The sequence below is a fragment of the Colwellia aquaemaris genome, from assembly GCF_057548755.1.
In genome coordinates, this window is the sequence record NZ_BAAJLV010000002.1 from 291274 (window position 1) to 316097 (window position 24824).

The window sequence follows — 24824 nt, forward strand, 5'->3', positions numbered from 1 at the left end:
CCGGCCAAGCGACTAATCAACGCGATTTAGTCGCTCACCTAAACTAAATGCTGAAATATTTTTAGCGACGAGATCTAACAATGCTTGTTGCGCTTGGGTACTTGCCCAAGCAATGTGCGCGGTTATTTTTAACTGAGGCGATTGTGCGGCGATAAGTATATGGTCTTTTGGCGGTGGCTCTTGCTCCAATACATCTAGAATCGCACAAGCCAATTGCTTATTTTTCAGCGCAGTAAGTAAGTCTTGATTGTTAATTAATGCACCACGAGCGGTATTGAGCAAAATCGCATTAGTTTTCATTTGTCTAAATACATCGGCGTTAAACATATTTTCTGTTTCTGGGGTTTGTGGGCAATGTAAACTAACGACATCTGCCTGCTTAATTGCGTCGGTAAACGCCACTCGACCTGAGCGAATCGACGTTGCCGCTGGCCTTTCAGCAATTAATATGTCCATCTCAAACACTTTAGCTATTTCGGCAACTTTTCTGCCCAAAGCACCATAACCAATGATAGCAATAGACTTTCCAGCCAGTTCAACACTGCCATTGCCATGTAGACAAAATGTTTCACTTTGCTGCCATTGTCCTTGCTGGCAATTATTATTGTGATGCTCTATTTGGCTGTAGTGAGCTAATAATTGCGCAAAAACATATTGAGCCACTGAATTTTTTGCATAACCACTGACATTGGTTACCGCGATGTTAAGCTCCTGAGCTGCTTGAATATCAACATTGTTAATACCCGTAGCGGTTATACATATAAGCTTTACATTGGGTAGTTGCTCTAATGTCTCACGATTAAGTAGCACTTTATTCGTCAGAATGATTTCGGCATTTTTACAGCGAGCAACAATTTGCTCTGGTGATGTTGTTGGGTATGAAGTTAAAGCTGCTACGGCTTGTTCTACTGCAGTAAAGGTCACTTGATGGCTAAAAGTTTGAGCGTCTAATAATACAGCTTGCATGGTGCGACTCAGAAAATAAATAAAGTGCAAGCTTAACGTAAACAAGTGAATGGGTCGACGGTCACTATGGCTATTTTAACAGAAATAAAAACGCCTTAATGTTATTCATTAAGGCGTTTAAACTACGGCTAGTTTGTTATTACATGATTGCTTACCACGAGCGTTAGCCCGGACGACCGTCTTCACGTGGTTTGAGTAGCATAGGACCATAAAAAATAACAAATAGCGTAAAGGCTAAAATCCAGAAAAAGCCGCTAATATCGATAAACATCATGGTTTTCTCTGGTAATCCCCAAGGGCCAAAACTGCGTACTAAACTTGCTATTACCATTGCTGCAAAGGCAAGTGACATGAGTTTAGGTGGCTGTAATATTCTTCCGGTGTGACCTAAAGATACTCGAGATATCATTGCCAGAATAACGCCGCCAATGCCGCCGACAGTGACTAAATGCCATACATGATTACTTGGAATCTCAGGTATTAAATAACTCAAGCCAAGTAACGTTAAACCAAAGGCCATCGCTTTAATTGAGAAATGCAATGACCATAATAATGGTACACCTAAGGTGATCCATGGGCGCCATCTTAACCAACGAATGGCTTGAAAAATACCTGCTAAAACCAGTATTACACCAATATAGAAGTTGTTAACGCCAATTGCTGGATGAAGCAGTAATAATATTGTCACTAAGGCAAGCGAGCCATTAGTCAGTTTATCAAGTAATGGTAAAGGCGTTGCTTTAGTTGTTTTAGTGCCATTGGCTGTAAACATTGGTGCAACACGGCCAGCCATCACAGAAATAAGTAAAGTTACTAGCATGACACCTGCGTAGCCAGCAATTTGTGTTGAAACCACTTCAGGATAGTAAATACTGGCGTGCATTTCTGCATTGGCAATAGTAAAAATAGTCAGTAAAGGTACAAAAAATAAATTGCGATACTGTTTAATTGCTATAATTGGTTTACCTAAAATATAAGCAACACAAGGTAGGAAGGCTAAGTCGACAAAAGTGGTTAGGCTTGAGCCAAGCAAGTCTGGAAATAGTAAGCCGATACGTCCAGCAAGCCACAAGAAAAATAAACCCGCTAATACTTTACCACGTACGCCCGGCAAGCCAGTCCAATTTTGCACCGCAGTTAATAAAAATCCCGCAATAATGGCACAGCCAAAGCCAAAAACCATTTCATGAATATGCCACCAGTAGCCACCACCTAATGGCATAAAGCTGACAGTGCCTCGATACATCAATAACCATAAAACTATGGCGATAACACTAAACAGGGCTCCTGCGAGAAAGAATGGGCGAAAACCCAATCTAAACAAAGGGGTAATTTGTTGTTCTTTACTTAAATCGGTAATTTGCATCATCTGCACGACCTTTAATTTTATGTTGAGGCGATCATAAATGAATCATAAATAATTACTTTGCCGTATATCAAATAACAGCTTGTTCACTTGTGAATTTATGTTGTTGGCAATTCTAGTTCAACAATTTGTTCTGCAATTAAGTCTATTTTAGCCGACATCAGTGATTGAGCATCATATAAGCCGCGATTGTAATAGATAGCGCCAAGCTCTTTGCTGAAAAAATCGAGCAAAAAATCTGCATCAAACTGGCCTAGTTCTTGGTCTAATTCGCGCGTGAAGTATTTTTGTAGTTTATCTATTAGTAGTGACTTTTCGGCTTTAGTAAATGATATTGGCGACATGCTTGGAATTTCCTTGCTGACTGATGAATTCTTTTAACGATTTGCATTATACTAGAGATAGATAGCAATATTTAAGTGAATGGATGTGAATAAAGCAAAACTCAAACAGTGGTGGCATACAGAGTGCCAATTCTGCCGGAAATCTCGCATGATAATATTATGGTTAATTATAATGCTGATTGCAGATGGCTTATGGTTTGGTTTAATTATTCAATAAGTTAATTAAAAAATTCGCAGGAGATAATTATGGGATATCGTTGGACTGATTCGCTAGATATAGCGTTAGATTTAATAGAAGCCCACCCGAATGTTGACCCTTTAAAATTGCACTTTCCTGAATTAATGCAATGGGTCTTAGCACTGGAAAATTTTGATGATGACCCTAAACATTGTGGTGAAAGAGTCTTAGAAGCGATTCAACTCGCTTGGATTTCTGAAGCCGATTAAAGACTCAGTATCGAGGTTTAGATTGTAACAGCTAGTAACTAATGCTTAGTGATTGACGTATATCACTTTTCAAACGTATTTATTAGACTATAATGTGAACATCATTATTCTTATGATGAATTTCCACCATTCACTTAAAATATAAAGAACAAGTTCAACTATGACCCTAGATAAAAATAAACGTCCACTATATATCCCTTACGCAGGCCCAAGCCTACTTGAAACACCCTTACTGAATAAAGGCAGTGCATTTAGTGAAGAAGAGCGTTCGCATTTTAATCTAACAGGGTTATTACCACCACGGTTTGAGACTATTGATGAGCAAGTTGAACGTGCTTATATGCAGTATAGTAGTTTTCATACTAACTTAAATAAGCATATCTATTTACGTGCTATTCATGACAATAATGAAACTTTGTTTTTTAAATTGGTACAAGCACATTTAGCGGAAATGATGCCAATTATATACACGCCAACCGTTGGTGATGCTTGTGAACAATTTTCTGATATTTATCGTAGTTCTCGTGGCCTTTTTGTTTCTTATGATCAGCGTCATCAACTAGATGATATTTTACGTAATGCCACTAAAAATAAAGTAAAAGTTATTGTTGTAACTGACGGCGAGCGTATTTTAGGTTTAGGTGACCAAGGCATTGGCGGCATGGGGATCCCCATTGGTAAGTTATCACTTTATACCGCCTGTGGTGGAATAAGCCCCGCATATACGTTGCCGGTAATGCTTGATGTTGGTACCAATAATGAAAAATTATTGAATGACCCTATGTACATGGGCTGGCGCCACCCTCGCATTGCGCAAACAGAATATGACGAATTTCTTGAGATGTTTATTTCTGCGATTAAACGTCGTTGGCCACATGTGTTATTACAATTTGAAGATTTCGCGCAACCCAATGCTACGCCACTTTTAAAGCGCTATCGTGATGAAATTTGCTGTTTCAATGATGATATTCAAGGTACAGCGTCAGTAACGGTAGGTACTTTATTAGCGGCATGTCGCACCAAAGGTGATAAATTATCACAACAAAGAGTAGCCTTTGTTGGTGCCGGCTCTGCTGGATGTGGTATTGCTGAGCAAATAATTTCACAAATGGTGAGTGAAGGCATTTCTGAGCAGCAAGCACGTAGCCAAGTATTTATGGTTGATCGTTTTGGTTTGTTAACAGAAGGCATGAATGGCCTACGTGACTTCCAAGAAAAACTTGTACAAGAGAAAAGTGCAATGAGCACTTGGCAAGTTGACGGTGAATATGCCTCATTACTGGAAGTAATGAATGGTGCTAAACCTACCGTACTTATCGGTGTTTCTGGTGTACCTGGTTTGTTCACTGAAGAAATCGTTAAAGCAATGAAGTCTCATTGTGCTAAACCAATTATTTTTCCATTGAGTAATCCTATTCGCCAAGTCGAAGCGACACCAGAGCAAGTGATTAACTGGACCGAAGGTGAAGTGGTTATTGCAACAGGTAGTCCGTTTGCGCCGGTTGAGTACAAAGGTGAACTATTTCCAATTGCGCAATGTAACAACAGCTATGTTTTCCCTGGCATTGGCTTAGGTGTGGTTTCTGCCAATATTAATCGGATTACTGATGAAATGTTGATGGCAGCAAGTGAAATGCTCGCACAAGCCTCGCCACTGGCAAATACTGGAACGGGAGAGCTATTACCGCCATTAGTTGAAATTGCTGACTTAAGTAAGAAAATTGCCTTTGCTGTCGCAAAAGTTGCCTATGAACAAGAGTTAGCATTACCTATTAGTGATGAGCAACTTTTAGCTAAAATTGAACGTAACTTCTGGACACCAGAATATCGCCAATATCGCCGTATTAGCATTTAGTTATTGCAGTTAATTAAAAACAAAAAGCGCTCATAAAAATGAGCGTTTTTTGTTTTTGGTGGTATATGCCACACCAATAAATTTATTGATTATGTTGTAATGTGAATCACAGGTAGTAGGGCTAAAAATGATAACCCTAGGCATTTGGATTTAATTCGTCTATAATCGCGCCAAAATTTATACCGTATTTTAATTCTAATTTTATTGAGAGGGCTATCATGGCTATCGAACGTACTTTTTCTATCGTAAAACCTGACGCAGTTGCTAAAAACGTAATTGGTCAAATCTACAACCGTTTTGAAACTGCTGGTTTAAAAATTGTTGCGTCTAAAATGGTTCATTTATCTAAAGAAAAAGCTGAAGGTTTTTACGCTGAGCATAGCGAACGTCCTTTCTTTGGCGCTTTAGTTGAGTTCATGACTTCAGGTCCTGTTATGGTTCAAGTATTGGAAGGCGAAAACGCTGTTCTTAAAAACCGTGAAATCATGGGTGCTACTAACCCAGCTGAAGCATTAGCTGGTACTTTACGTGCTGACTACGCTGACTCTATTGACGAAAACGCATGTCACGGCTCTGATGCTTTAGAATCAGCAGCACGTGAAATTGCTTACTTCTTCGCTGACGAAGAAATTTGTCCACGTACTCGTTAATTTTAAGGTCTACATTCTAAGCCACACATTTATTGAGTGGCTAACTGTAGTATAAAATTAATTTGAAGGATTTTACCGTTTATTCGGTAAAATCCTTTTGTCTATTTAACGGCAATGTAAAATTGAGTGTTTTTAAGGTAAAGCATTACCTTGAGAGTATTGAATTTTGTATAAAGTAAATCCGCAAAATTGTTTGTTTTGTATAAAAAGCGTACAATTTGCTCCGTAATTTTTGTTGTTTTGAGAAGCTTTTTATCATGAGTGATGTAACTGAAGTCGTAAGCCCAGTGAAGAAGAAAATTAATTTACTAAACCTTGATCATCAAGGGATGCGCGAATATTTTGCTTCAATCGGCGAGAAACCATTTCGTGCTGATCAAATTATGAAGTGGATGTATCACTTTGGTTATGATGACTTTGAGCTAATGACCAACTTAAACAAAAAGCTACGAGAAAAACTGCAACGTAATGCTGAAATTAAAGCGCCAGAAATTTCGGAAAAACAAGTGTCAACTGACGGTACAATAAAGTATGCCTTACGTTTGGAAGGTGGCCAGGAAGTTGAAACGGTTTGGATCCCCGAAAATGGCCGTGCCACCTTATGTGTTTCATCACAGGTTGGTTGTGCATTGGAATGTACATTTTGTTCGACAGCACAACAAGGTTTTAATCGTAACTTATCTATGGCGGAAATTATTGGCCAAGTATGGCGAGTTGCTAATGACATTGGTGCTACACGTATTGCTGGTACGCGACCAATCACTAACATAGTTATGATGGGCATGGGTGAACCATTGCTGAATATGAAAAACCTAATCCCAGCGCTTGATACTATGCTCAATGACTTAGGTTATGGTTTGTCAAAACGTCGCGTAACCGTTAGTACTTCAGGGGTAGTACCTGCTTTAGATATGCTGAAAGAGAAAATTGATTGTGCTTTAGCCATTTCGGTTCATGCACCGAATAATGCTCTGCGTGATGAGATTGTACCAATCAATAAAAAATATCCATTAGAAGAGTTTCTTGCCGCAGCTGGTCGCTACGTTGAAGGCTCAAAAGCGAATAAACAAGCAACCATTGAATATGTGATGTTAGATCATGTAAATGACAGTACCGAACAAGCTCATGAACTTGCGCATGCTTTAAAAGACTTACCAAGTAAAATTAATCTGATTCCATTTAATCCGTACCCTGGTTCTCCGTATAAGCGTTCCAGTAATTCACGTATCGATCGTTTTGATAAAGTGCTGCAAAGTTATGGTTTAACAGTGATCACTCGTCGTACTCGAGGTGATGATATTGACGCGGCATGTGGACAATTAGCCGGTGATGTTTTAGACCGAACTAAGCGTTCTGGAAAAAAAGAGGTGAAAGCTGAGTCAATTTCAGTAAAAATGGTTTAAATACTCTTTTGCTCATTATTAACTAAGTGACTTCTCTTTTATTATGAATAAATTATCACCCATTTGTACTCTGTTAGTATCAGCTAGTTTACTTGCTGGTTGTGTAACACAAAATTATGGTAATGATAAAAGCACGCCAATCATTGAAAGTGAATCAAATAATAATGAAATAGCCATGACCCGAATATCTTTGGGGTTGGGTTATTTGAAAATGGGTAATACACAACAAGCCAAGTTAAATTTGGAAAAAGCGAAACGTTTTTCGCCGAATTTAGTACAAGTTTATACGGCTTTTGCTCACTACTATGAAACGGTAGATGAACCAAATCTAGCAATAAAAGCCTATGAGAAAGCGTTGAGCTTGAACAGCCAAGATGCAGACACGCTAAATAACTATGGTGTCTTTCTCTGTCGACAACAGCAATATGAGTCAGCTGAGAAAAAAATACTTCAGGCAATCGCTATTCCAAGTTATATCCTTGTTGCGCAAAGTTATGAAAATTTGGCTTTGTGCCAAATAAAAGCAAAGCAATTTGATAAAGCACAAACATATTTAGATAAGGCAATCGCGCATAGCCCGAATCGCGCCAGTGCGCTTTTGCAGATGATACAGCTGCAATATGCCAAAAGTGACTACAAGTTAGCGCAAAGCTACTTGACTCGTTATGAAAAGTCGACTCGACGTTTTAGCGCCAATGCGCTAGCGCTTGCGTTTAAAGTTTATGAAAAACAAGGTAACAGACGAACAGCAAAAAACTATGCCAATATGCTAGTGAAAATGTTCCCAAATTCGTTTGAAGCAAAACAATACATTTTAAATGAACTTTATCAGATTGAGGCAGACAAATTAGCAAGAGAGTATCAATTATCTCTACGAAGCTCGAACGTTGAAAGTAACAAAAAGCGTGTCGTGGTTTTGTCGCCGAAGAAAACAGCTACAAAACATGCTGACTCGTTAAGTCAAAATGGCTTAAAGCCGCTTATGGCTAATTCAGTGATGGCAACCGAAAAGCAAGAAAGTGAATTAGCAAAATCAACACAGCAGAAAAAGCAATTGCCTTTAGCTGGCACGAAACAAAATACCGCGATTGTTAGTATGAAAAATACGCCAAAAGCTGAAGCTAATAAACAGGTAGCTGAAAATGTTAGTGAAAACTTAGCGGAGAATTCTGCTTCGAAAGCTAGCACAGAAAATGAACAAGCAGCAATGCTGTCATTGCCTATTCATATTGTTAAAAAGGGGGATAGCCTATTTTCTATCTCTAAAAAGTACAATATTGTGATGAAAAGCATTGCTCGTTGGAATAAATTACGACGCCCTTACACCCTAAAAATAGGTGATGTGGTATACCTTGCCAATCCAAAGTCAGCAGCGAAAAAGTAAGAGAAAGTCATCGTGAAGCAAGAGAGTAATATCTTGAAAAATGAAAAATCGACATCGACAGAAATTACTGACGATATTGATGTTATTGGTCCCGGTCGTATACTTGCAGAAGCGCGAGAGTGTATGGGGCTTAGCCAACAGCAAGTAGCAGATAAACTTAATTTTCGTAAAACTTTAGTACAAGAAATTGAAGCAGAGCAATTTGATTTAAGCTTACCATCTGCATTTAATCGTGGTTATCTTAAAAACTATGCCAAGCTGGTAAATATATCGCAAGATGATGTACTTAATAGTTATGATCAACTTGGCGTGGCACAAAGGCAATGTGCTGAAATGCAAAGCTTTTCAAAAGGCACAGAAAAGCAGGCAGAGCACAACATGCTGATGTGGATCACTTATTTAATCATAGTATCGCTAATTATCGCGACAATTGTTTGGTGGTATCAGGCACCGTCGGTACAGCCGACGGTAATTACGGTAGATGCAACCGAGCCTGTCGAGTCTGAAATATTGAGTACTAGTGCGCAAAATACAAATGCTATAACCGTGCAACAGGCCAACAATCACGCTGATAACGCAGCATTGAAACCAGCAGATTCGGCGCATGAGGTTGAGCAAGATTCTGAGTTAAATACCACGATAAATAATGATATAACTGCAAGTGATAACATTACCGATACGCCTAGTGAAAGCTCACAAGTTACATTAAGCCAAAGTGCCACACAAAACCTTGCTGCATTAAATAATATTGAGCCAGCTGAGCCGCCGATAACGACTCAACCTGTGGCTAATGTCGTGTTTAGTTTTTCTGGTGATTGCTGGGTAAACATTTACGATGCATCTGGTGAACGCATTGCTTGGGGCGTTAAAAAATCGGGTTATGTTATGCGTATTTCAGGGCAGGCCCCCTTTAAAGTAACGTTAGGTAAGCCTGAGTTAGTTAATATTGAATACAATGATGTTGCCGTTGATATGAGCGACTTTAATGCCGGAAATATAGCAAAATTTTCACTACCGTTAACACCTTAAAGCGTTTTTAATAGCACTTTACCACAGTAAGATTAATAAAATATTATGTTTAAAGAATCTCCTATTATTCGTCGAAAATCCCGTCAAATTATGGTTGGCAATGTACCCGTAGGTGGTGATGCACCTATATCTGTGCAGTCTATGACTAATACGCTAACGACTGATGTTGCGGCAACTGTTGCGCAGATCAAAGCGCTTGAAGGTGTTGGGGCGGATATTGTTCGGGTGAGTGTACCGACAATGGATGCTGCAGAAGCATTTCGTGAAATTAAACGCCAAACCAAAGTGCCGTTAGTCGCCGATATTCATTTTGATTACCGCATTGCCCTTAAAGTTGCAGAATACGGTGTTGACTGTTTACGTATTAACCCGGGTAATATTGGTCGTGAAGACCGTGTTCGTTCAGTCGTTGAATGTGCTCGTGATAAAAATATCCCAATCAGAATTGGTGTCAATGGCGGTTCATTAGAAAAAGATATTCAAGAAAAGTACACGGAGCCGACGCCGGAAGCCCTTTTAGAGTCGGCAATGCGCCACGTTGACATTCTCGACCGTCTGAACTTCCACGAATTTAAAGTGAGTGTAAAGGCCTCTGATGTATTTTTAGCTGTTGGAGCATACCGTTTATTAGCAAAACAAATTGATAATCCGCTGCATTTAGGTATTACTGAAGCAGGTGGTTTACGCTCTGGGTCAGTTAAGTCGTCTGTTGGCTTAGGTTTATTATTGTCAGAAGGTATTGGTGATACGCTGCGTGTTTCACTTGCGGCCGACCCTGTGGAAGAAATTAAAGTTGGTTTTGATATATTAAAATCGTTGAAGCTTCGTAGTCGCGGTATTAACTTTATTGCTTGCCCAAGTTGTTCACGTCAAGAATTTGATGTGATTTCAACTGTGAATGCGCTTGAGCAACGTGTTGAAGACATTATGACTCCGATGGATGTTTCCATAATCGGTTGTATTGTCAATGGCCCAGGTGAAGCCACTGTGTCTGATTTAGGCTTAACCGGTAGCAGTAAAAAGAGTGGCTATTATCTCGACGGCATTCGTCAAAAAGAGCGTTTTGACAATAATAATTTGGTTGATCAGCTAGAAGAGCGTATTCGTGCTAAAGCTAAGTTGTTAGACGCGAGTAACAAAATTGATGTCAAAGAAGTTGATTAAGTCGTCTTAATTTATTTGCGCGTAGTACTGTTATTTACGTTTGCCGGCAAACTGCCTATAATGCGCGCGATGATTTTTTAATTTAGATTAACTGTTCTTTGCGCAGGCAAATAAAACAGTAAACGAATATATACAAGCAGGAAGGAATACGTGAGTAAAGCAATTCAAGCAATTAGAGGCATGAACGATTGTTTACCCTCTGATACGGGTATTTGGCAAATGGTTGAAGCCGTGTTGCGCCGAGTAGCAAGTAATTATGGTTTTGCTGAAATACGTATGCCCATTGTCGAATCTACTGCTTTGTTTAAACGCTCTATTGGTGAAGTTACTGATATTGTCGAAAAAGAAATGTACACCTTTGACGACCGTAATGGTGATAGCTTAACCTTACGCCCCGAAGGCACTGCAAGCTGTGTTCGTGCAGGTAACCAACATGGTTTGTTATACAATCAAGAGCAGCGTTTATGGTATATGGGGCCGATGTTTCGTCATGAACGCCCGCAAAAAGGTCGCTATCGTCAATTTCACCAATTTGGCTTAGAAGCTTTTGGTATAGCGACTCCTGATATAGATGCCGAAGTGATTTTGCTAACTTCTCGATTATGGCGGGAACTTGGCATCAATGAATTTGTCACACTAGAGTTGAACTCGTTAGGTTCAAATGAAGAACGTGCACAATATCGTGATGCATTAGTGGCATTTTTGACTGAGAAAGAAGAATTCTTAGATGAAGATAGCAAGCGTCGAATGTTGACTAATCCATTGCGAGTGTTGGATAGTAAAAACCCTGATGTACAGGCTGCATTAGTTGACGCACCCAAATTAGCCGATTATTTTGGTGAAGAATCGAGTGCGCACTTTGCTTCTGTTTGTAAGCGTTTAGATGCCGCAGGTGTTAAGTATGTAATTAATGACCGCTTGGTACGCGGCTTAGATTACTATAATCGCACTGTATTTGAATGGGTGACAGAGAGTCTAGGTGCACAAGGTACGGTTTGCGCTGGTGGACGTTATGATGGTTTAGTGGAGCAACTAGGTGGTAAGTCTACTCCTGGCTTTGGTTTTGCGCTAGGTATTGAACGTTTAGTGCTAATGTTAACTAGCCTAGAAAAAGCAAACAATGTTAGAGCACAGGTTGACGCTTACGTTATTATGCTTGGCGAAGATGTTGAACTAAAAGCGAATCGCTTAGCGGAGCAATGGCGAGATCAGGTTACTGATATTCGCATTCAATGCCACTGCGGTGGCGGCAATATGAAAAAACAAATGAAGCGCGCGGATAAATCAGGTGCCCAAATAGCATTGATTCTTGGGGAAGATGAAATTGCTAATAACACGGTAACCGTAAAATATTTACGCGGACAACAAGAACAACAAAGTTTGCCACTTGAGCAAGTGCCAAGCTTATTAACAAATTTACTTTAAGGGTTAGTTTTGGATATACATCAAACAGAAGAACAACAAGTAGAAGCCATCAAAAATTTTTGGAAAGATAACGGTAATGCAATCATTGCCGGTTTAGCTATTGGTTTTGCAGGCTTTATTGGTCTTAATTATTATCAAGAGCACAAGCTACAACAAGAATTGAATACCTCTGAAGCGTATCAAGTAATGCTGGAAGCTGCGGAAAAAGACAGTGCGTCATTTGAAGCGGCAGGTAAAGCCTTTATCGCTGAGCATGAAAGTTCTAGTTACACCATGCTAACAGCAATTGCATTAGCGAAAGAGGCAGCTGAGAAACAAGACTGGGCAGCGGCTGAAAATTATTTGTCTACAGCAATTGCTAAGTCGGTTGATGATAGCATCAAGGCTGTAGCTACTTTACGTTTGGCGCGTGTACAGCTTCAGTTAGAAAAATATGAACAGGCTTTGACAACATTATCAGCTAAATTACCAACATCGTTTAATGCCGGTGTAGATGAAATTAAAGGTGATATTTATTTCAAACAAGGCAAAACTGAGTTAGCAAGAAATGCCTACCAAGCAGCAATTGATGGTGCTGATGACGGTAGTAACCCTTCACTACAAATGAAGTTAGATGATTTAGCGCAAGTTATTAATCTTAGCAAATAGAGAGTATAAGCATGTTTAATCGTAAGCGCTTTATCAAACATCTCCTTGCTATTGTAGTGTTATCTGTAGGGATTTCTGCCTGTTCATCAACCGATGATGAAAATGAAGAATTAAAAGTAGCAGAGCTAACGGAAATTACTGAACGATTCCAACCCGTGGTAAAGTGGGATGTTAGTGTTGGTGATGGTGTCGGTGATTACTTTTCACGCATTAAGCCTATTGTTGCGTATAATAAAGTCTTCAGTGCTAGTCGCGAAGGCGATGCGTATGCTTTTGATGAAAACACGGGCGAACGTGTTTGGCATGCTGATTTAAGTGATATTGAAAATCAACGTGGCTTTTTTGATGACAAACAATCTGCATTATTAAGTGGTGGCCCAGTTGCTGGTATCAATAAAGTCTTTTTTGGTAGTGAAAATGGCGAAGTTATTGCACTAGAAGCTGAAACTGGCCAATTATCTTGGCGGGGGAAAGTCAAAGGTGAAGTGATAGCTGCACCAGCACTAGATTCTGGTAAGTTGGTTGTAAATTCCGCTTCTGGGGTGATGAAAGCATTCAACGCCTCAAATGGTCAAGATGAATGGCAAATTGAGCAAGATGTTCCGCCTTTAACTTTGCGTGGTATTAGTGCTCCAGTCATCGCTGCAGGCGGAGTTATAGTTGGTGCGGCTGATGGCTCTTTATCCGTGTATCTACTTGAGCAGGGGCGTCAAGGTTGGACGGTAGATATTGGTGAAGCTACAGGCTCTACAGAATTAGAGCGGGTAATTGATGTCGATTCTACGCCATTAGTTTACGGTGAAAATATTTACACCGTATCTTCTCGCGGCAATTTAAGTGCAATTGAACTTCGTTCAGGACGAGTGTTATGGCAACGTCAGTATTCATCATTTCGTCAAATAGCCATCAGTGGAAATAGTATTTTTGTTACTGATGTGAAAGGCCATGTGTACGCGGTTGATCGTAACGATGGTTTAGAATTGTGGAGCCAACTTGCGTTGACTAATCGTGGCGTTACTGGACCTGCTGTTATTGGTGATTATGTTGTAGTTGGTGATTTTGAAGGCTATTTACATTGGTTAGACCAAGAAACAGGTGAAATTGTTGCTCGTCATAATGTTGATAGTAGCGGCATTTTTGCGACACCAACCGTTGTAAATGGTGTTCTATATAGTCAGTCGCGAGACGGTGACTTAGAAGCGATCACCATTCCAGAATAAAATAGCCTATCGCTTAGTTCATTGTATAACTAAAGGGATAGACTAGAATTATAAACGGCTCCAGTGCAAAGCGCACTGGAGCCGTTGTTTATTAATAAATCCAAGAGAATATATTCTTGGTGAGATGAAATTTGAGGTGAACATGCTTCCTGTAGTAGCACTTGTTGGTCGTCCGAATGTCGGAAAATCAACATTATTTAATCGATTAACCCGCAGTAGAGATGCATTAGTAGCTGATTACCCAGGCTTAACCCGTGATCGCCAATATGGTAAAGCAGAAGTCGAAGAGCATCCGTTTATTGTTATTGATACTGGCGGTATTGAAGGCGATGAGAAAGGTATTGACGCCCTAATGGCTGAGCAGTCATTAATTGCGATTGATGAAGCTGATGCTGTGTTATTTATGGTGGATGCGCGAGCTGGTTTAACCGCAGCAGATCAAGGTATTGCCGCTCATTTACGTAAGCAAGACAAAAAAGTATTTTTAGTTGCTAACAAAGTCGATGGGATTGATGCCGATTCAGCGGCTGCCGATTTCTACTCTCTGGGCTTAGGGGATGCTGTACACCAAATCGCAGCTGCTCATGGCCGCGGCGTTACGCAATTATTAACCTTGGCATTAACACCGCATATTGAGGCACTTGGTCAACCTAAAGCTGCTGAAAATGATGAGTTTGACGGTGACTATGAAAAAGAGCTTGATAATGAAGCGTTAGATGAAGCTAATATTGCACAAGCGCCAGAAGAAACTGACACTATTAAGTTAGCGATTATCGGTAAGCCTAATGTTGGTAAGTCAACTTTAACTAATCGAATTCTTGGTGAAGATAGAGTGGTTGTTTACGATATGCCAGGTACAACACGTGATAGTGTTTATATTCCAATGGAGCATAACGGCCGACCTTATACGTTAATTGATACGGCCGGTATTCGTCGTCGTAAAAATGTTACAGATGTTGTTGAAAAGTTTTCAGTAATTAAAACATTACGGGCAATAGAAGATGCTAACGTTTGTCTATTGGTTATTGACGCACAAGAGGGGATTAGCGATCAAGATTTAAGTTTACTTGGCTTTATTTTAGAAGCTGGTCGTTCGTTAGTGTTGGCGGTAAACAAGTGGGACGGACTAGATGAACATGTTAAAGAACGTATTAAATCAGAGCTTGATCGTCGTTTAGGTTTTATCGATTTTGCTCGTATACATTTTATTTCGGCGCTGCATGGTACAGGTGTTGGTCACTTATATGAATCAGTAGAAGAAGCTTTTATGTCTGCTACTAAGCGAATATCAACGTCTATGGTAACTAAAATCTTAGATATGGCGGTATTTGATCATCAGCCGCCTATGCACCAAGGTCGTCGCATTAAGTTAAAATATGCTCATGCAGGGGGGTATAATCCGCCTATTATCGTTATCCATGGTAATTTGGCGAAAAACTTACCGCTTTCATATAAGCGCTATTTAATGAATTACTACCGTAAGTCATTAAAAATAATGGGCACGCCGATAAGAATTGAGTTTAGAGAAACCTCTAATCCATTTGCGGGTAAGAAAAAACTTACCTATACCGAACAGAAAAAATTAGCGCGAGCAACACAGGGCTATAAAAAAGATTAAAACTAAATTTTTTTAATAGTAAAGGTCGATGCCAGTATCGGCCTTTTTTATGGCCAAAATTTAAGGTAGGTCAAGGTACCATGGTATCGTGATATTAGTGCTTTGAATTATGAAATGTGTTTTTTAATGTATGATAGCTCTCTGTTTATGGAAAAATGGGCGTAGAATATTGATTTAAATTCATGTTTTCGTTAATGTGAAAATGCTATTATAAATATCTACCTAGATAGTTTTCTGTAATTTTTCAAGGATGTTTTGTCAGACAATGCAATTTGATACCGTGAGTCGACTTAATCGAAATTTGGCATTACTAAATCCTGGCGCGGTTGTAACGCTAGATATGGCAACACCCGCGGGTCAGCGCGGCAAGTTTCGCTCTACTTTTATTGGTTATTCACCGAAAAACTATGTTTTAGTACAGTTTCCTGATAGCTCAAAGTTAGGTAATTTTTCGCAATATATTACTCAAGGCTTAGGAGTTACCGTACGTGGTTTAATTGAAGGACATGAAGGTGCCGTTGTGGCGTTTGTGTCGAATGTAAAACAAACCATTCAAATTCCTTCACGTCTGATTGTTTTAGAGTTTCCTCGGGAAGTTAGTTTGCAAAATTTGCGTTCATCAATGCGAATTGAGACATATATTAAAGCCAAGGTGAAAGTTAAAGATGAGTATTGGAGTGCTGTTATTTCTGACATTTCAGTAACTGGATGCCAGCTGTTAGTAAATAATGGTGAGCAATTAACATTAACTGCCGACCAACCTTTAGAAGTGACTATTGAAGATTTTCAAGAATTGAAAAACCTAAAACTTGATGCGGAAATATGTAACAGTAAAATGCAGACTGATGGCATTTCTCTTGGTGTAAAGTTTAGTGAGTCAAGTAAAGTTGAAGTGACAAAACTATTACAGCAAGCGGTTATATCTCCTCATTAGCTATAGTTGCCGTAACTTTAGCGCTGATAATACCGTCGCTAACTTCGATATTTAATAACTCATTAGTTTTTACGCTAGCTATTTGTTTAATTATGCTTCCTTGGTTACTACGAACAACACTATAACCACGAGCAATAGTGGCAAGTGGGCTAACTAAGTTTAGCTGTTCACATACTGACGCAAAGCGCTCGGTTTTGCCTTTGATTAACCTTTGTTGAGCGGCTGTCAGCCGTTGTTCAAGTTGTGCTGAATAAGTATGTTTTTGTGCTATCTGTATTGCTTGCGAAGTTTGCAGTAAGCGTTGCTGTAAATATTGCGGTTGTTGTTTAAAGCGAAGCATTTCTCTATTAATGGTTTGCTGTAAACGCAGCTCTAATTGATCACATTTTTGTTGCTTGCTCTGTAATTGCTGCTCAGGGTTTACTTGTTTTAATCTATGTTGAGTAACCGACAATTGCTGCTTTGCAAGTTTTAACTTTTGTTTAATCGCATGGTTTAAGCGCTGATTTAGTGTTTTAAGCGTATTTGTAATCTCTTCAAAATCTGTTGACACTAATTCTGCAGCCGCCGAAGGGGTTGCTGCTCTAATATCAGCAACATAATCTGATAAAGCCGTATCTATTTCGTGACCAACAGCACTAATGGTTGGAATATGTGATTTAAAAATACTGCGCGCCACAAGCTCTTCATTAAACGCCCATAAATCTTCTAAAGAGCCGCCGCCACGGCCTATTATTAGCACATCAACTTCATTACGCTCATTGGCTAGCTGAATTGCTTGTGAGATATCGAACTTGGCTTGCTCACCTTGTACTATGGCGGGGTAAATAACCACCTGTAATAACGGATTTCTTCGTTTTAATACCGACAGAATATCTTTAACAGCGGCCCCGGTTGGTGAAGTAATAATACCAATACGTTTTATGATGCTAGGTATTTGTTGTTTGTATTGTGGGTCAAATAAACCTTCGCTGTGTAATTTATTTTTTAATTGTTGGTATTGCTGGCGTAATAAGCCTTCACCGGCTGGTTCCATTTGCTCAATTATCAGTTGGAAATCACCTCTTGGCTCGTATAAAGATACTTTTGCCCGCACGAGTACTTGCTGACCATTGGCAGGTTTATGTCTAACTCGGCGATTATTGCCTTTAAACATTGCACAGCGAACTTGTGACTTTTGATCTTTCAAGGATAAATACCAATGTCCAGAGCTAGCAGCAACAAAATTAGATATTTCGCCACATAACCAGACCGTATTTATCTCACTTTCTAGAATAAAACGTACTTTTTTTGTTAGTTCACTTACTTGTAGAATATGCTGTTGAGCCATAAATGTTTTACTTTTTACTTGTTTAGGCGTAATAACGGAGTAATTGCTAAGTATTATATATTTGTTTCGGCAATCTTCGACAGTTTATTTTCACTTTATTACAATTTTAAGTTTACCTTGGCGATGAAAACGGTTAAAATTCTGCCGCAATATTTCCTCCCTAACCACTCATTTTAGAGAGATGTTGCGATGCTAAGAATTGCCCAAGAAGCGTTAACGTTTGACGATGTTTTACTGGTACCTGCTCATTCTAAGGTACTTCCTCATACTGCCGATTTAAAAACAAAATTAACTCGAAAGATTAATTTAAACGTACCTATGATTTCTGCGTCTATGGACACAGTAACAGAAGCACGTTTAGCTATTACCTTAGCACAAGAAGGTGGTGTTGGTTTTATTCACAAAAATATGACAATTGCTGAACAAGCAAAAAATGTTTCTCAAGTTAAAAAATATGAAAGCGGTATTGTTTCCGATCCAGTAACTGTTAACCCTGATGCTAGCATTGAAAATACTATGCGTTTAGCTGACGATGTAGGTTTTTCTGGCTTTCCAGTTGTAGATAAAGGCAATAAGCTTGTTGGTATTATTACTGGTCGTGACTTACGCTTTGAGACGGACTTAACGAAGCCAGTATCGGCATTAATGACCAAAAAAGAAAAGTTAGTGACGGTTAAAGAAGGGGCCTCTCGCGAAGAAATTCTTAGTTTAATGCATGAGCATCGCATTGAAAAAATCTTAATGGTTGACGATGCCTTTACCCTAAAAGGGTTGATCACAGTAAAGGATTATCAAAAGGCAGAAAGTAAGCCTAATGCTTGTAAAGATGAGCTAGGCCGCTTACGGGTTGGTGCTGCTGTTGGTGTTGGTGCAGGAACTGATGAACGTATTGATGCGTTAGTAGCCGCGGGTGTGGATGTGTTACTTATTGACACCTCACATGGTCATTCGCAGGGGGTTATTGACCGTGTTGCGGAAACCCGTGCTAAGTATCCAGAATTACAAATTATTGCCGGTAATGTTGCAACCGGTGCAGGCGCTAAAGCACTAGCTGATGTTGGTGTTGACGCGGTTAAAGTGGGTATTGGTCCAGGCTCTATTTGTACTACGCGAATCGTCACAGGTGTTGGGGTACCGCAACTAACGGCTATCTCAAATGCTGTAGAAGCGCTTAAAGATACTGATATTCCAGTTATTGCTGATGGCGGCATTCGTTTTTCAGGAGATATTGCTAAAGCACTTGTGGCAGGTGCGCATTGTGTCATGGTAGGCAGCATGTTTGCAGGGACCGAAGAGTCACCGGGTGAAGTTGAACTTTATCAAGGCCGATACTACAAGTCATACCGTGGTATGGGCTCGTTAGGTGCTATGAGTCAAAAAGAAGGCTCTAGTGATCGCTATTTCCAAAAATCAGATGGTGAAGCTGACAAGTTGGTACCTGAAGGTATTGAAGGTCGTGTTGCTTATAAAGGGCCAGTAGCAGCAATTATTCATCAGCAAATGGGCGGTTTACGCTCTTCGATGGGGTTAACCGGTTCAGCGACTATTGAAGAAATGCGCACTAAACCAGAGTTTATGAAAATAACTTCTGCGGGGATGGGAGAATCTCATGTACATGACGTTACCATCACTAAAGAAGCGCCTAATTATCGAATGGGCTAATCTGAAATAACTTTAAATTATTCCATTTATTTTTTAAAAAATTAGAAATTTTACAACAGGCTGAGCTATAAATATGGTGGCTCAGCCTGTTCATTATTAAATAGACATATTATTAGGAACAAAACACATGAGTAAAGACATTCATGATCACCGCATACTAATTTTAGATTTTGGTTCACAATATACGCAGCTAATCGCTCGTCGCGTGCGTGAAATAGGCGTTTACTGTGAACTTTGGGCATGGGATGTTACAGAAGAGCAAATTAAAGGCTTTAACCCAACCGGTATTATTTTAGCGGGTGGCCCTGAGTCAGTGACTGAAAACGACTCACCAAGAGCACCTGAGTTTGTATTTAATGCGGGCGTGCCAGTATTAGGTATTTGTTACGGCATGCAAACCATGGCCGAGCAGTTAGGTGGCGCCGTTGAGAGCTCAGAACATAAAGAATTTGGTTACGCTGCAGTTGAAGTTATTGCTAAATCGGCACTATTTAATGCCATTGAAGATAGCGTTGGCGAAAATGGTAATGCTTTACTAGATGTTTGGATGAGTCATGGCGATAAAGTGTCGGCTATTCCTGAAGGCTTTACCGCTGTTGCGCAAACACCTAGCTGCAAATATGCGGCAATGGCAAATGAAGAGAAGAATTTTTACGGCGTACAATTTCACCCTGAAGTGACTCACACTAAGCAAGGTATGCGTATTCTTGAGCACTTTATTGTTGATATTTGCCAATGTGAAAAACTTTGGACATCAGCATCTATTATCGAAGACGCTATTGCGAAAATGAAAGCACAAGTGGGCGACGACGAAGTTGTGCTTGGTCTTTCAGGTGGTGTTGATTCATCAGTTGTGGCAATGCTTTTACATCGTGCTATTGGTGACAAGCTAACCTGTGTATTTGTTGATAACGGCTTACTTCGACTTAATGAAGGTAAGCAAGTAATGGATATGTTTGGTGATCATTTTGGCTTAAATATTATTCATGTAGATGCTGAGAATCGCTTCTTAGATCGCCTTGCTGATGAAAATGATCCAGAGAAAAAACGTAAAATTATTGGCAATGTTTTTGTTGAAATTTTTGATGAAGAAGCCGGTAAATTAACTAATGCTAAATGGTTAGCACAAGGTACGATCTACCCAGATGTAATTGAGTCAGCTGCATCTGCTACGGGTAAAGCTCATGTTATTAAGTCACACCACAATGTTGGTGGCCTACCGGAGGATATGGAGCTTGGTTTAGTTGAACCTTTACGTGAATTATTTAAAGATGAAGTACGTAAAATTGGTTTAGAGCTTGGCTTACCGTACGACATGCTTTATCGCCACCCGTTTCCAGGTCCTGGCTTAGGTGTGCGTATTCTTGGTGAAGTGAAGAAAGAGTATGCTGACTTATTACGCCGTGCAGATCACATTTTTATTGAAGAACTACATAAGCATGATTTATACAATAAAGTTAGCCAAGCATTTACCGTTTTCTTACCTGTACGCTCGGTTGGTGTTATGGGTGATGGACGTAAATATGACTGGGTAGTGAGTTTGCGGGCTGTTGAAACAATTGATTTTATGACGGCGCATTGGGCACATTTACCGTATGATTTCTTAGGGTTAGTGTCTAACCGTATTATCAATGAAATTGATGGTATTTCTCGTGTAGTTTACGATATTTCTGGTAAACCGCCAGCAACGATTGAATGGGAATAATTCTACACAGATAGATTTAGCCTACAGCTCTTATATTATGAGTTATTGCTAAACTAGCTACCAATTAAAAATACATTTTATAGCTGTCTATATTCAAGTTATGGCAATCTATCAATATTTATTAAAAACCTCATTACTGGAAAGTAATGAGGTTTTTTTGTTCAAAGCTTAGAATAATTTCTTTATAACATTTTGTATTTTAAAGGTAAATTGTCAGTTTGTTTTACATTGTACATATGTAGAATTTTTGCGGTAAGTTAACTTTTTGATTTATATTGATATTTTGTTTTGGCTGGATTTTTGCTTTGCATGGCATCGGCACGTGCCAAACTAATAATTTTTAAAGGAATAATAATGAAAAAAATATTTGCTGTCGCTTTAGCATTTGCACTTTCTACAACTGCCAATGCAGGCTTAATTACATCATCCTTTACCGGTGATTTTGATGATAATGACGCACGTTATTATATCTCATTTGATGTAACAGCTGATAACACCAATGTAAATTTAGTTACCTGGAGTTACGCCGGTGGTGTTAATTTAGCGGGAACGGTTATTGCCGATGGTGGCTTTGACACTCAGTTATTCTTATTTGACTCACTAGGTGCCCTAATTACCAGTGATGATGATGGCTCAAGTACTGTTTCAGCAACAAGTGGGAATTCATACGACTCATTAATTTCTCAGGCGTTGAATATTGGCTCATATACTGCGGTTTTAACTCAGTATAATAGCGACTTTGTTTCTGGAGACTTATTTACCGGAAATTGGAGTAATTCTGGGCAGTCTAATTATAATGGCAGAAGCTCTCAATACGCTTTTGATATTTCAGGTAATGATTTAGTTAACGTAACTGGCTTAGGATTAAATGTTACTCCTGATGTTAGTGTTCCTGAGCCAGCGTCAATAGCATTGTTTGGTGCGGTAATATTTGGGTTAGCAGTTCGCCGTAAAACAAAAAAGTAGTAATATTGTGAATACATAGAAGCCTTGCCATTGAGCAAGGCTTCTATTTTCGTCATTGGTAATGCGTTCGAGCCAGGGCTTGTTGCCGAAGTTAGTGTTGTATCTATGCTAATAAAGTAAACTAGGCTCAGATATTGAATATTTGAGTACAGCATGTCGATGTTACAACACTCCTTAAAATCTCATTTTGGTTTTGACACCTTTAGAGCCGGGCAAGAGCAAACTGTTACTCAGTTGCTTAATGGTGATTCTTCCCTTGCAATATTTCCAACCGGAGCCGGTAAGTCTCTTTGCTATCAATTAGCGGCAATTAATTTACCGCATTTAACGCTTGTGGTATCACCATTGTTGGCTTTAATGAAGGATCAGTTAGCGTTTTTGCACGCCAAAGGCATACCAGCTGCTAGTATCGACTCTACCTTATCGTTTGAGCAAAGCCAGCAAATTATTCGAGATGTTCGTTCTGGAAAAATAAAAATATTAATGGTGTCGGTGGAGCGTTTTAAGAATGAACGCTTCCGGCAATTTATAGAGTCGATAGCCATCTCAATGTTGGTCGTAGACGAAGCGCATTGTATTTCTGAATGGGGTCATAATTTCCGGCCTGACTATTTAAAATTGCCTCGATATCGACAAGAGTTAAATATTCCTTTGGTGCTGCTTTTAACGGCAACGGCTACCAAGCAAGTTAAGCAAGATATGGCGAATAAATTTGCCATTGCGCCTAAACATATAGTGCAAACGGGGTTTTATCGCAGTAACTTGGACCTGTCTGTATTACCTGTTACCGATGAACAAAAAAATAGTGTCCTGCTAAATATTATTAAGCAAAATAATGGTAGCGGTATTGTTTACGTTACTTTGCAACAAAGTGCAGAAAAAGTTGCAGAGTTTTTGCAGCTACAAGGGCTACAAGCTCAGGCTTATCATGCGGGTTTTAAAGATGAGGTCAGAAAAAAAATCCAACAAGACTTTATGCAAGGAAATACCCGTATTGTTGTTGCGACTATTGCGTTTGGTATGGGCATAGATAAATCAGATATTCGTTTTGTTATTCATTATGACTTACCCAAATCAATCGAGAACTATAGTCAAGAAATAGGTCGTGCGGGCAGAGATAAGCAACACTCTGCTTGTTTTACGTTAGCAAACCTTGATGGAATTCACACCGTAGAGAACTTTGTTTATGCCGACACGCCAGAGTGCACTAGCATTGATTATGTATTGCAAAATATTCGCAATGAAGTGCAAGATGGCCAATGGGAGCTGCAAGTACTGGCTTTGTCTAACGCCAGTAATATTAAGCAATTACCTTTAAAAACTTTACTGGTTCAACTAGAGTTGATGGGAATTATTACCGCTAAATTTAGTTATTTTGCTGACTTTAAATTTAAATTTTTGACATCCAAAGAGCAAATTATTAATAGCTTTGATGGTGAGCGTGCTGAATTTTTACAACATATATTTCAAAGCGCTAAAATGAAAAAAGTGTGGGGCGAGCCTGACTTTGATGTGATGCACACGCGTTTCCAAGCGCCAAGAAAACGCATTGTTTCGGCATTAGAGTATTTAGCCGAGCAACAGCATATTGTTTTGGAAACGAAAAAGGCCACTGAGGTATTTAGTGTCAATATGCTGATGTTAGACAATGCCAATTTAGTAGAGCAACTATTTCAATATTTTGCGGAAAAAGAGCAAGCTGAAATAGGACGTATAAATAGGCTAGTACAGTTTTTTCAAAGCGAACAATGTTTGACTAGGCAATTGTCATACTATTTTGACGATCAACATGCGCCGCTGCAATGTGGGCATTGCTCTGTATGCCGAGGGCAAGTGGCAATATTACCGTATTCAAATGAGCAACAGGCGGTTAGTGCAGAAACCATTGCACTGGCGATTGGACAAATACAGCAGCACTTTTCGAGCTTAAAAGCTACCGCAACCACATTGCCCAAAGGTTTATCTATCGACACTATTTGTCGGTTTTTATCCGGCATGAGTGTGCCGCTATTTACTCGCACTAAAGTACGTCAATTAAGTTACTTTGCCGTGTGTCAGCACATGCGTTACGCTGATATTAAAGCGCAGGTGGTAAGTATTTTAAGATAAGATCAAAAAAGGCACTTTATCAGTGCCTTTATGTTCAGGATGAACGGTATAGCGCGGGGGCATGGCCGCTCTTAGGCAACCTGCCTTTCGTAATTAGTTAACGTGTCTTAGTGGCTATGCCCACAACCTCCTTCACCATGTACATGACCATGTGCTAATTCTTCATCTGTAGCATCACGTACTTCTAATATTTCAACGTCAAATTTTAAATCAATTCCAGCAAGTGGGTGATTACCATCAACAGTAATTTCATCTTCTTGTACATCAATTACAATAACCGTCTGCTCGCCTTCGTCAGTGGTTGCGCGAAGCTGGCTCCCAACATCTAAATCTTCAATGCCGGCGAACATTTCTTTTGGCACCGTTTGTACAAAGCCGTCTTCGCGTTGTCCATAAGCATTTTCTGCATTGACTTCAACTTCAAATTTATCGCCAGCTTCATGGCCAACCAATGCTTCTTCTAATCCAGGAATAAGGTAGTGTGAGCCCTGAATAACCGCTAGTGGGCTATGATCATATGAACTATCAATAAGTGTGTCTTCGCTGTCTGATACGGCGTAATGTAATACAACAACTTTGTTGTCAGAAATTTTCATAAT

The 24824-nt window shown here is 39.5% G+C and carries 21 protein-coding genes; 16 read left to right on the forward strand and 5 right to left on the reverse strand.

Annotated elements, in window-relative coordinates:
• Positions 1 to 12 precede the first annotated feature (12 nt).
• The 3 genes from AC27HL_RS07635 to AC27HL_RS07645 form a co-directional block, all read right to left on the reverse strand.
• Positions 13 to 966: a D-2-hydroxyacid dehydrogenase gene (locus AC27HL_RS07635; RefSeq protein WP_487080337.1), complete on the reverse strand. Its 954-nt coding sequence runs from the start codon at positions 964 to 966 to the stop codon at positions 13 to 15.
• Between the two features lie 163 nt (positions 967 to 1129).
• Positions 1130 to 2335, reverse strand: coding sequence for an NnrS family protein (locus AC27HL_RS07640; protein ID WP_487080338.1), 1206 nt, complete (start codon positions 2333 to 2335; stop codon positions 1130 to 1132).
• 95 nt (positions 2336 to 2430) lie between these two features.
• Positions 2431 to 2676 (reverse strand): DUF2164 domain-containing protein, encoded by a 246-nt coding sequence (locus AC27HL_RS07645; RefSeq protein ID WP_487080339.1) that lies wholly within the window; start codon positions 2674 to 2676, stop codon positions 2431 to 2433.
• Between the two features lie 246 nt (positions 2677 to 2922).
• Here AC27HL_RS07645 and iscX point away from each other — a divergent pair, with 246 nt between their 5' ends.
• The 12 genes from iscX (at position 2923) to AC27HL_RS07705 (ending at position 16453) form a co-directional block, all read left to right on the forward strand.
• On the forward strand, positions 2923 to 3123 hold the full coding sequence (iscX, locus tag AC27HL_RS07650; RefSeq protein WP_487080340.1) for a Fe-S cluster assembly protein IscX: 201 nt from the start codon (positions 2923 to 2925) through the stop codon (positions 3121 to 3123).
• A 160-nt stretch (positions 3124 to 3283) separates the two neighbouring features.
• The gene (locus AC27HL_RS07655; RefSeq protein WP_487080342.1) at positions 3284 to 4978 is read left to right on the forward strand and encodes an NAD-dependent malic enzyme; all 1695 of its coding nucleotides are present in this window, start codon (positions 3284 to 3286) and stop codon (positions 4976 to 4978) included.
• A gap of 218 nt (positions 4979 to 5196) precedes the next feature.
• Complete coding sequence (gene ndk / locus AC27HL_RS07660) at positions 5197 to 5628, forward strand: nucleoside-diphosphate kinase (RefSeq protein ID WP_118958363.1); 432 nt, start codon at positions 5197 to 5199, stop codon at positions 5626 to 5628.
• A gap of 257 nt (positions 5629 to 5885) precedes the next feature.
• Complete coding sequence (gene rlmN, locus AC27HL_RS07665; protein ID WP_487080344.1) at positions 5886 to 7031, forward strand: dual-specificity RNA methyltransferase RlmN; 1146 nt, start codon at positions 5886 to 5888, stop codon at positions 7029 to 7031.
• 43 nt (positions 7032 to 7074) lie between these two features.
• Positions 7075 to 8415 (forward strand): type IV pilus biogenesis/stability protein PilW, encoded by a 1341-nt coding sequence (pilW, locus tag AC27HL_RS07670; protein ID WP_487080345.1) that lies wholly within the window; start codon positions 7075 to 7077, stop codon positions 8413 to 8415.
• A gap of 12 nt (positions 8416 to 8427) precedes the next feature.
• Positions 8428 to 9444: a RodZ domain-containing protein gene (locus AC27HL_RS07675; RefSeq protein ID WP_487080347.1), complete on the forward strand. Its 1017-nt coding sequence runs from the start codon at positions 8428 to 8430 to the stop codon at positions 9442 to 9444.
• 45 nt (positions 9445 to 9489) lie between these two features.
• Positions 9490 to 10608 (forward strand): flavodoxin-dependent (E)-4-hydroxy-3-methylbut-2-enyl-diphosphate synthase, encoded by a 1119-nt coding sequence (ispG, locus tag AC27HL_RS07680; protein ID WP_487080349.1) that lies wholly within the window; start codon positions 9490 to 9492, stop codon positions 10606 to 10608.
• 150 nt (positions 10609 to 10758) lie between these two features.
• The gene (gene hisS, locus AC27HL_RS07685; RefSeq protein WP_487080351.1) at positions 10759 to 12033 is read left to right on the forward strand and encodes a histidine--tRNA ligase; all 1275 of its coding nucleotides are present in this window, start codon (positions 10759 to 10761) and stop codon (positions 12031 to 12033) included.
• Between the two features lie 9 nt (positions 12034 to 12042).
• Entirely contained in the window at positions 12043 to 12681 is a 639-nt protein-coding gene (locus AC27HL_RS07690) for a YfgM family protein (protein WP_487080353.1), read from the forward strand.
• Between the two features lie 11 nt (positions 12682 to 12692).
• Entirely contained in the window at positions 12693 to 13901 is a 1209-nt protein-coding gene (bamB, locus tag AC27HL_RS07695) for an outer membrane protein assembly factor BamB (RefSeq protein ID WP_487080354.1), read from the forward strand.
• A gap of 142 nt (positions 13902 to 14043) precedes the next feature.
• Positions 14044 to 15519, forward strand: coding sequence for a ribosome biogenesis GTPase Der (der, locus tag AC27HL_RS07700; protein ID WP_487080356.1), 1476 nt, complete (start codon positions 14044 to 14046; stop codon positions 15517 to 15519).
• Positions 15520 to 15784: 265 nt separating this feature from the next.
• Positions 15785 to 16453: a flagellar brake protein gene (locus AC27HL_RS07705; RefSeq protein WP_487080358.1), complete on the forward strand. Its 669-nt coding sequence runs from the start codon at positions 15785 to 15787 to the stop codon at positions 16451 to 16453.
• Here AC27HL_RS07705 and xseA read toward each other — a convergent pair.
• Entirely contained in the window at positions 16437 to 17783 is a 1347-nt protein-coding gene (gene xseA / locus AC27HL_RS07710; protein ID WP_487080360.1) for an exodeoxyribonuclease VII large subunit, read from the reverse strand. The two genes, AC27HL_RS07705 and xseA, sit on opposite strands and share 17 nt — an antisense overlap.
• Before the next feature lie 189 nt (positions 17784 to 17972).
• Here xseA and guaB point away from each other — a divergent pair, with 189 nt between their 5' ends.
• The 4 genes from guaB (at position 17973) to AC27HL_RS07730 (ending at position 24225) form a co-directional block, all read left to right on the forward strand.
• The gene (gene guaB, locus AC27HL_RS07715) at positions 17973 to 19445 is read left to right on the forward strand and encodes an IMP dehydrogenase (protein ID WP_487080362.1); all 1473 of its coding nucleotides are present in this window, start codon (positions 17973 to 17975) and stop codon (positions 19443 to 19445) included.
• Between the two features lie 127 nt (positions 19446 to 19572).
• On the forward strand, positions 19573 to 21150 hold the full coding sequence (gene guaA, locus AC27HL_RS07720) for a glutamine-hydrolyzing GMP synthase (protein WP_487080364.1): 1578 nt from the start codon (positions 19573 to 19575) through the stop codon (positions 21148 to 21150).
• 354 nt (positions 21151 to 21504) lie between these two features.
• Complete coding sequence (locus tag AC27HL_RS07725) at positions 21505 to 22116, forward strand: DVUA0089 family protein (RefSeq protein WP_487080366.1); 612 nt, start codon at positions 21505 to 21507, stop codon at positions 22114 to 22116.
• Between the two features lie 153 nt (positions 22117 to 22269).
• Positions 22270 to 24225: a RecQ family ATP-dependent DNA helicase gene (locus tag AC27HL_RS07730; RefSeq protein WP_487080368.1), complete on the forward strand. Its 1956-nt coding sequence runs from the start codon at positions 22270 to 22272 to the stop codon at positions 24223 to 24225.
• Positions 24226 to 24332: 107 nt separating this feature from the next.
• On the opposite strand, the gene AC27HL_RS07735 is transcribed toward AC27HL_RS07730, so the two are convergent.
• On the reverse strand, positions 24333 to 24821 hold the full coding sequence (locus tag AC27HL_RS07735) for an FKBP-type peptidyl-prolyl cis-trans isomerase (RefSeq protein ID WP_487080369.1): 489 nt from the start codon (positions 24819 to 24821) through the stop codon (positions 24333 to 24335).
• Between the last annotated feature and the right edge of the window lie 3 nt (positions 24822 to 24824).

Excerpts from the sequence above, each read along its gene's own strand:
- AC27HL_RS07635 (WP_487080337.1), bottom strand. The coding sequence starts at position 966 with ATGCAAGCTGTATTATTAGACGCTCAAACTTTTAGCCATCAAGTGACC.
- AC27HL_RS07640 (WP_487080338.1), bottom strand. The coding sequence starts at position 2,335 with ATGATGCAAATTACCGATTTAAGTAAAGAACAACAAATTACCCCTTTG.
- AC27HL_RS07645 (WP_487080339.1), bottom strand. The coding sequence starts at position 2,676 with ATGTCGCCAATATCATTTACTAAAGCCGAAAAGTCACTACTAATAGAT.
- iscX (WP_487080340.1), top strand. The coding sequence starts at position 2,923 with ATGGGATATCGTTGGACTGATTCGCTAGATATAGCGTTAGATTTAATA.
- AC27HL_RS07655 (WP_487080342.1), top strand. The coding sequence starts at position 3,284 with ATGACCCTAGATAAAAATAAACGTCCACTATATATCCCTTACGCAGGC.
- ndk (WP_118958363.1), top strand. The coding sequence starts at position 5,197 with ATGGCTATCGAACGTACTTTTTCTATCGTAAAACCTGACGCAGTTGCT.
- rlmN (WP_487080344.1), top strand. The coding sequence starts at position 5,886 with ATGAGTGATGTAACTGAAGTCGTAAGCCCAGTGAAGAAGAAAATTAAT.
- pilW (WP_487080345.1), top strand. The coding sequence starts at position 7,075 with ATGAATAAATTATCACCCATTTGTACTCTGTTAGTATCAGCTAGTTTA.
- ispG (WP_487080349.1), top strand. The coding sequence starts at position 9,490 with ATGTTTAAAGAATCTCCTATTATTCGTCGAAAATCCCGTCAAATTATG.
- bamB (WP_487080354.1), top strand. The coding sequence starts at position 12,693 with ATGTTTAATCGTAAGCGCTTTATCAAACATCTCCTTGCTATTGTAGTG.
- der (WP_487080356.1), top strand. The coding sequence starts at position 14,044 with ATGCTTCCTGTAGTAGCACTTGTTGGTCGTCCGAATGTCGGAAAATCA.
- AC27HL_RS07705 (WP_487080358.1), top strand. The coding sequence starts at position 15,785 with ATGCAATTTGATACCGTGAGTCGACTTAATCGAAATTTGGCATTACTA.
- xseA (WP_487080360.1), bottom strand. The coding sequence starts at position 17,783 with ATGGCTCAACAGCATATTCTACAAGTAAGTGAACTAACAAAAAAAGTA.
- guaB (WP_487080362.1), top strand. The coding sequence starts at position 17,973 with ATGCTAAGAATTGCCCAAGAAGCGTTAACGTTTGACGATGTTTTACTG.
- guaA (WP_487080364.1), top strand. The coding sequence starts at position 19,573 with ATGAGTAAAGACATTCATGATCACCGCATACTAATTTTAGATTTTGGT.
- AC27HL_RS07725 (WP_487080366.1), top strand. The coding sequence starts at position 21,505 with ATGAAAAAAATATTTGCTGTCGCTTTAGCATTTGCACTTTCTACAACT.
- AC27HL_RS07730 (WP_487080368.1), top strand. The coding sequence starts at position 22,270 with ATGTCGATGTTACAACACTCCTTAAAATCTCATTTTGGTTTTGACACC.
- AC27HL_RS07735 (WP_487080369.1), bottom strand. The coding sequence starts at position 24,821 with ATGAAAATTTCTGACAACAAAGTTGTTGTATTACATTACGCCGTATCA.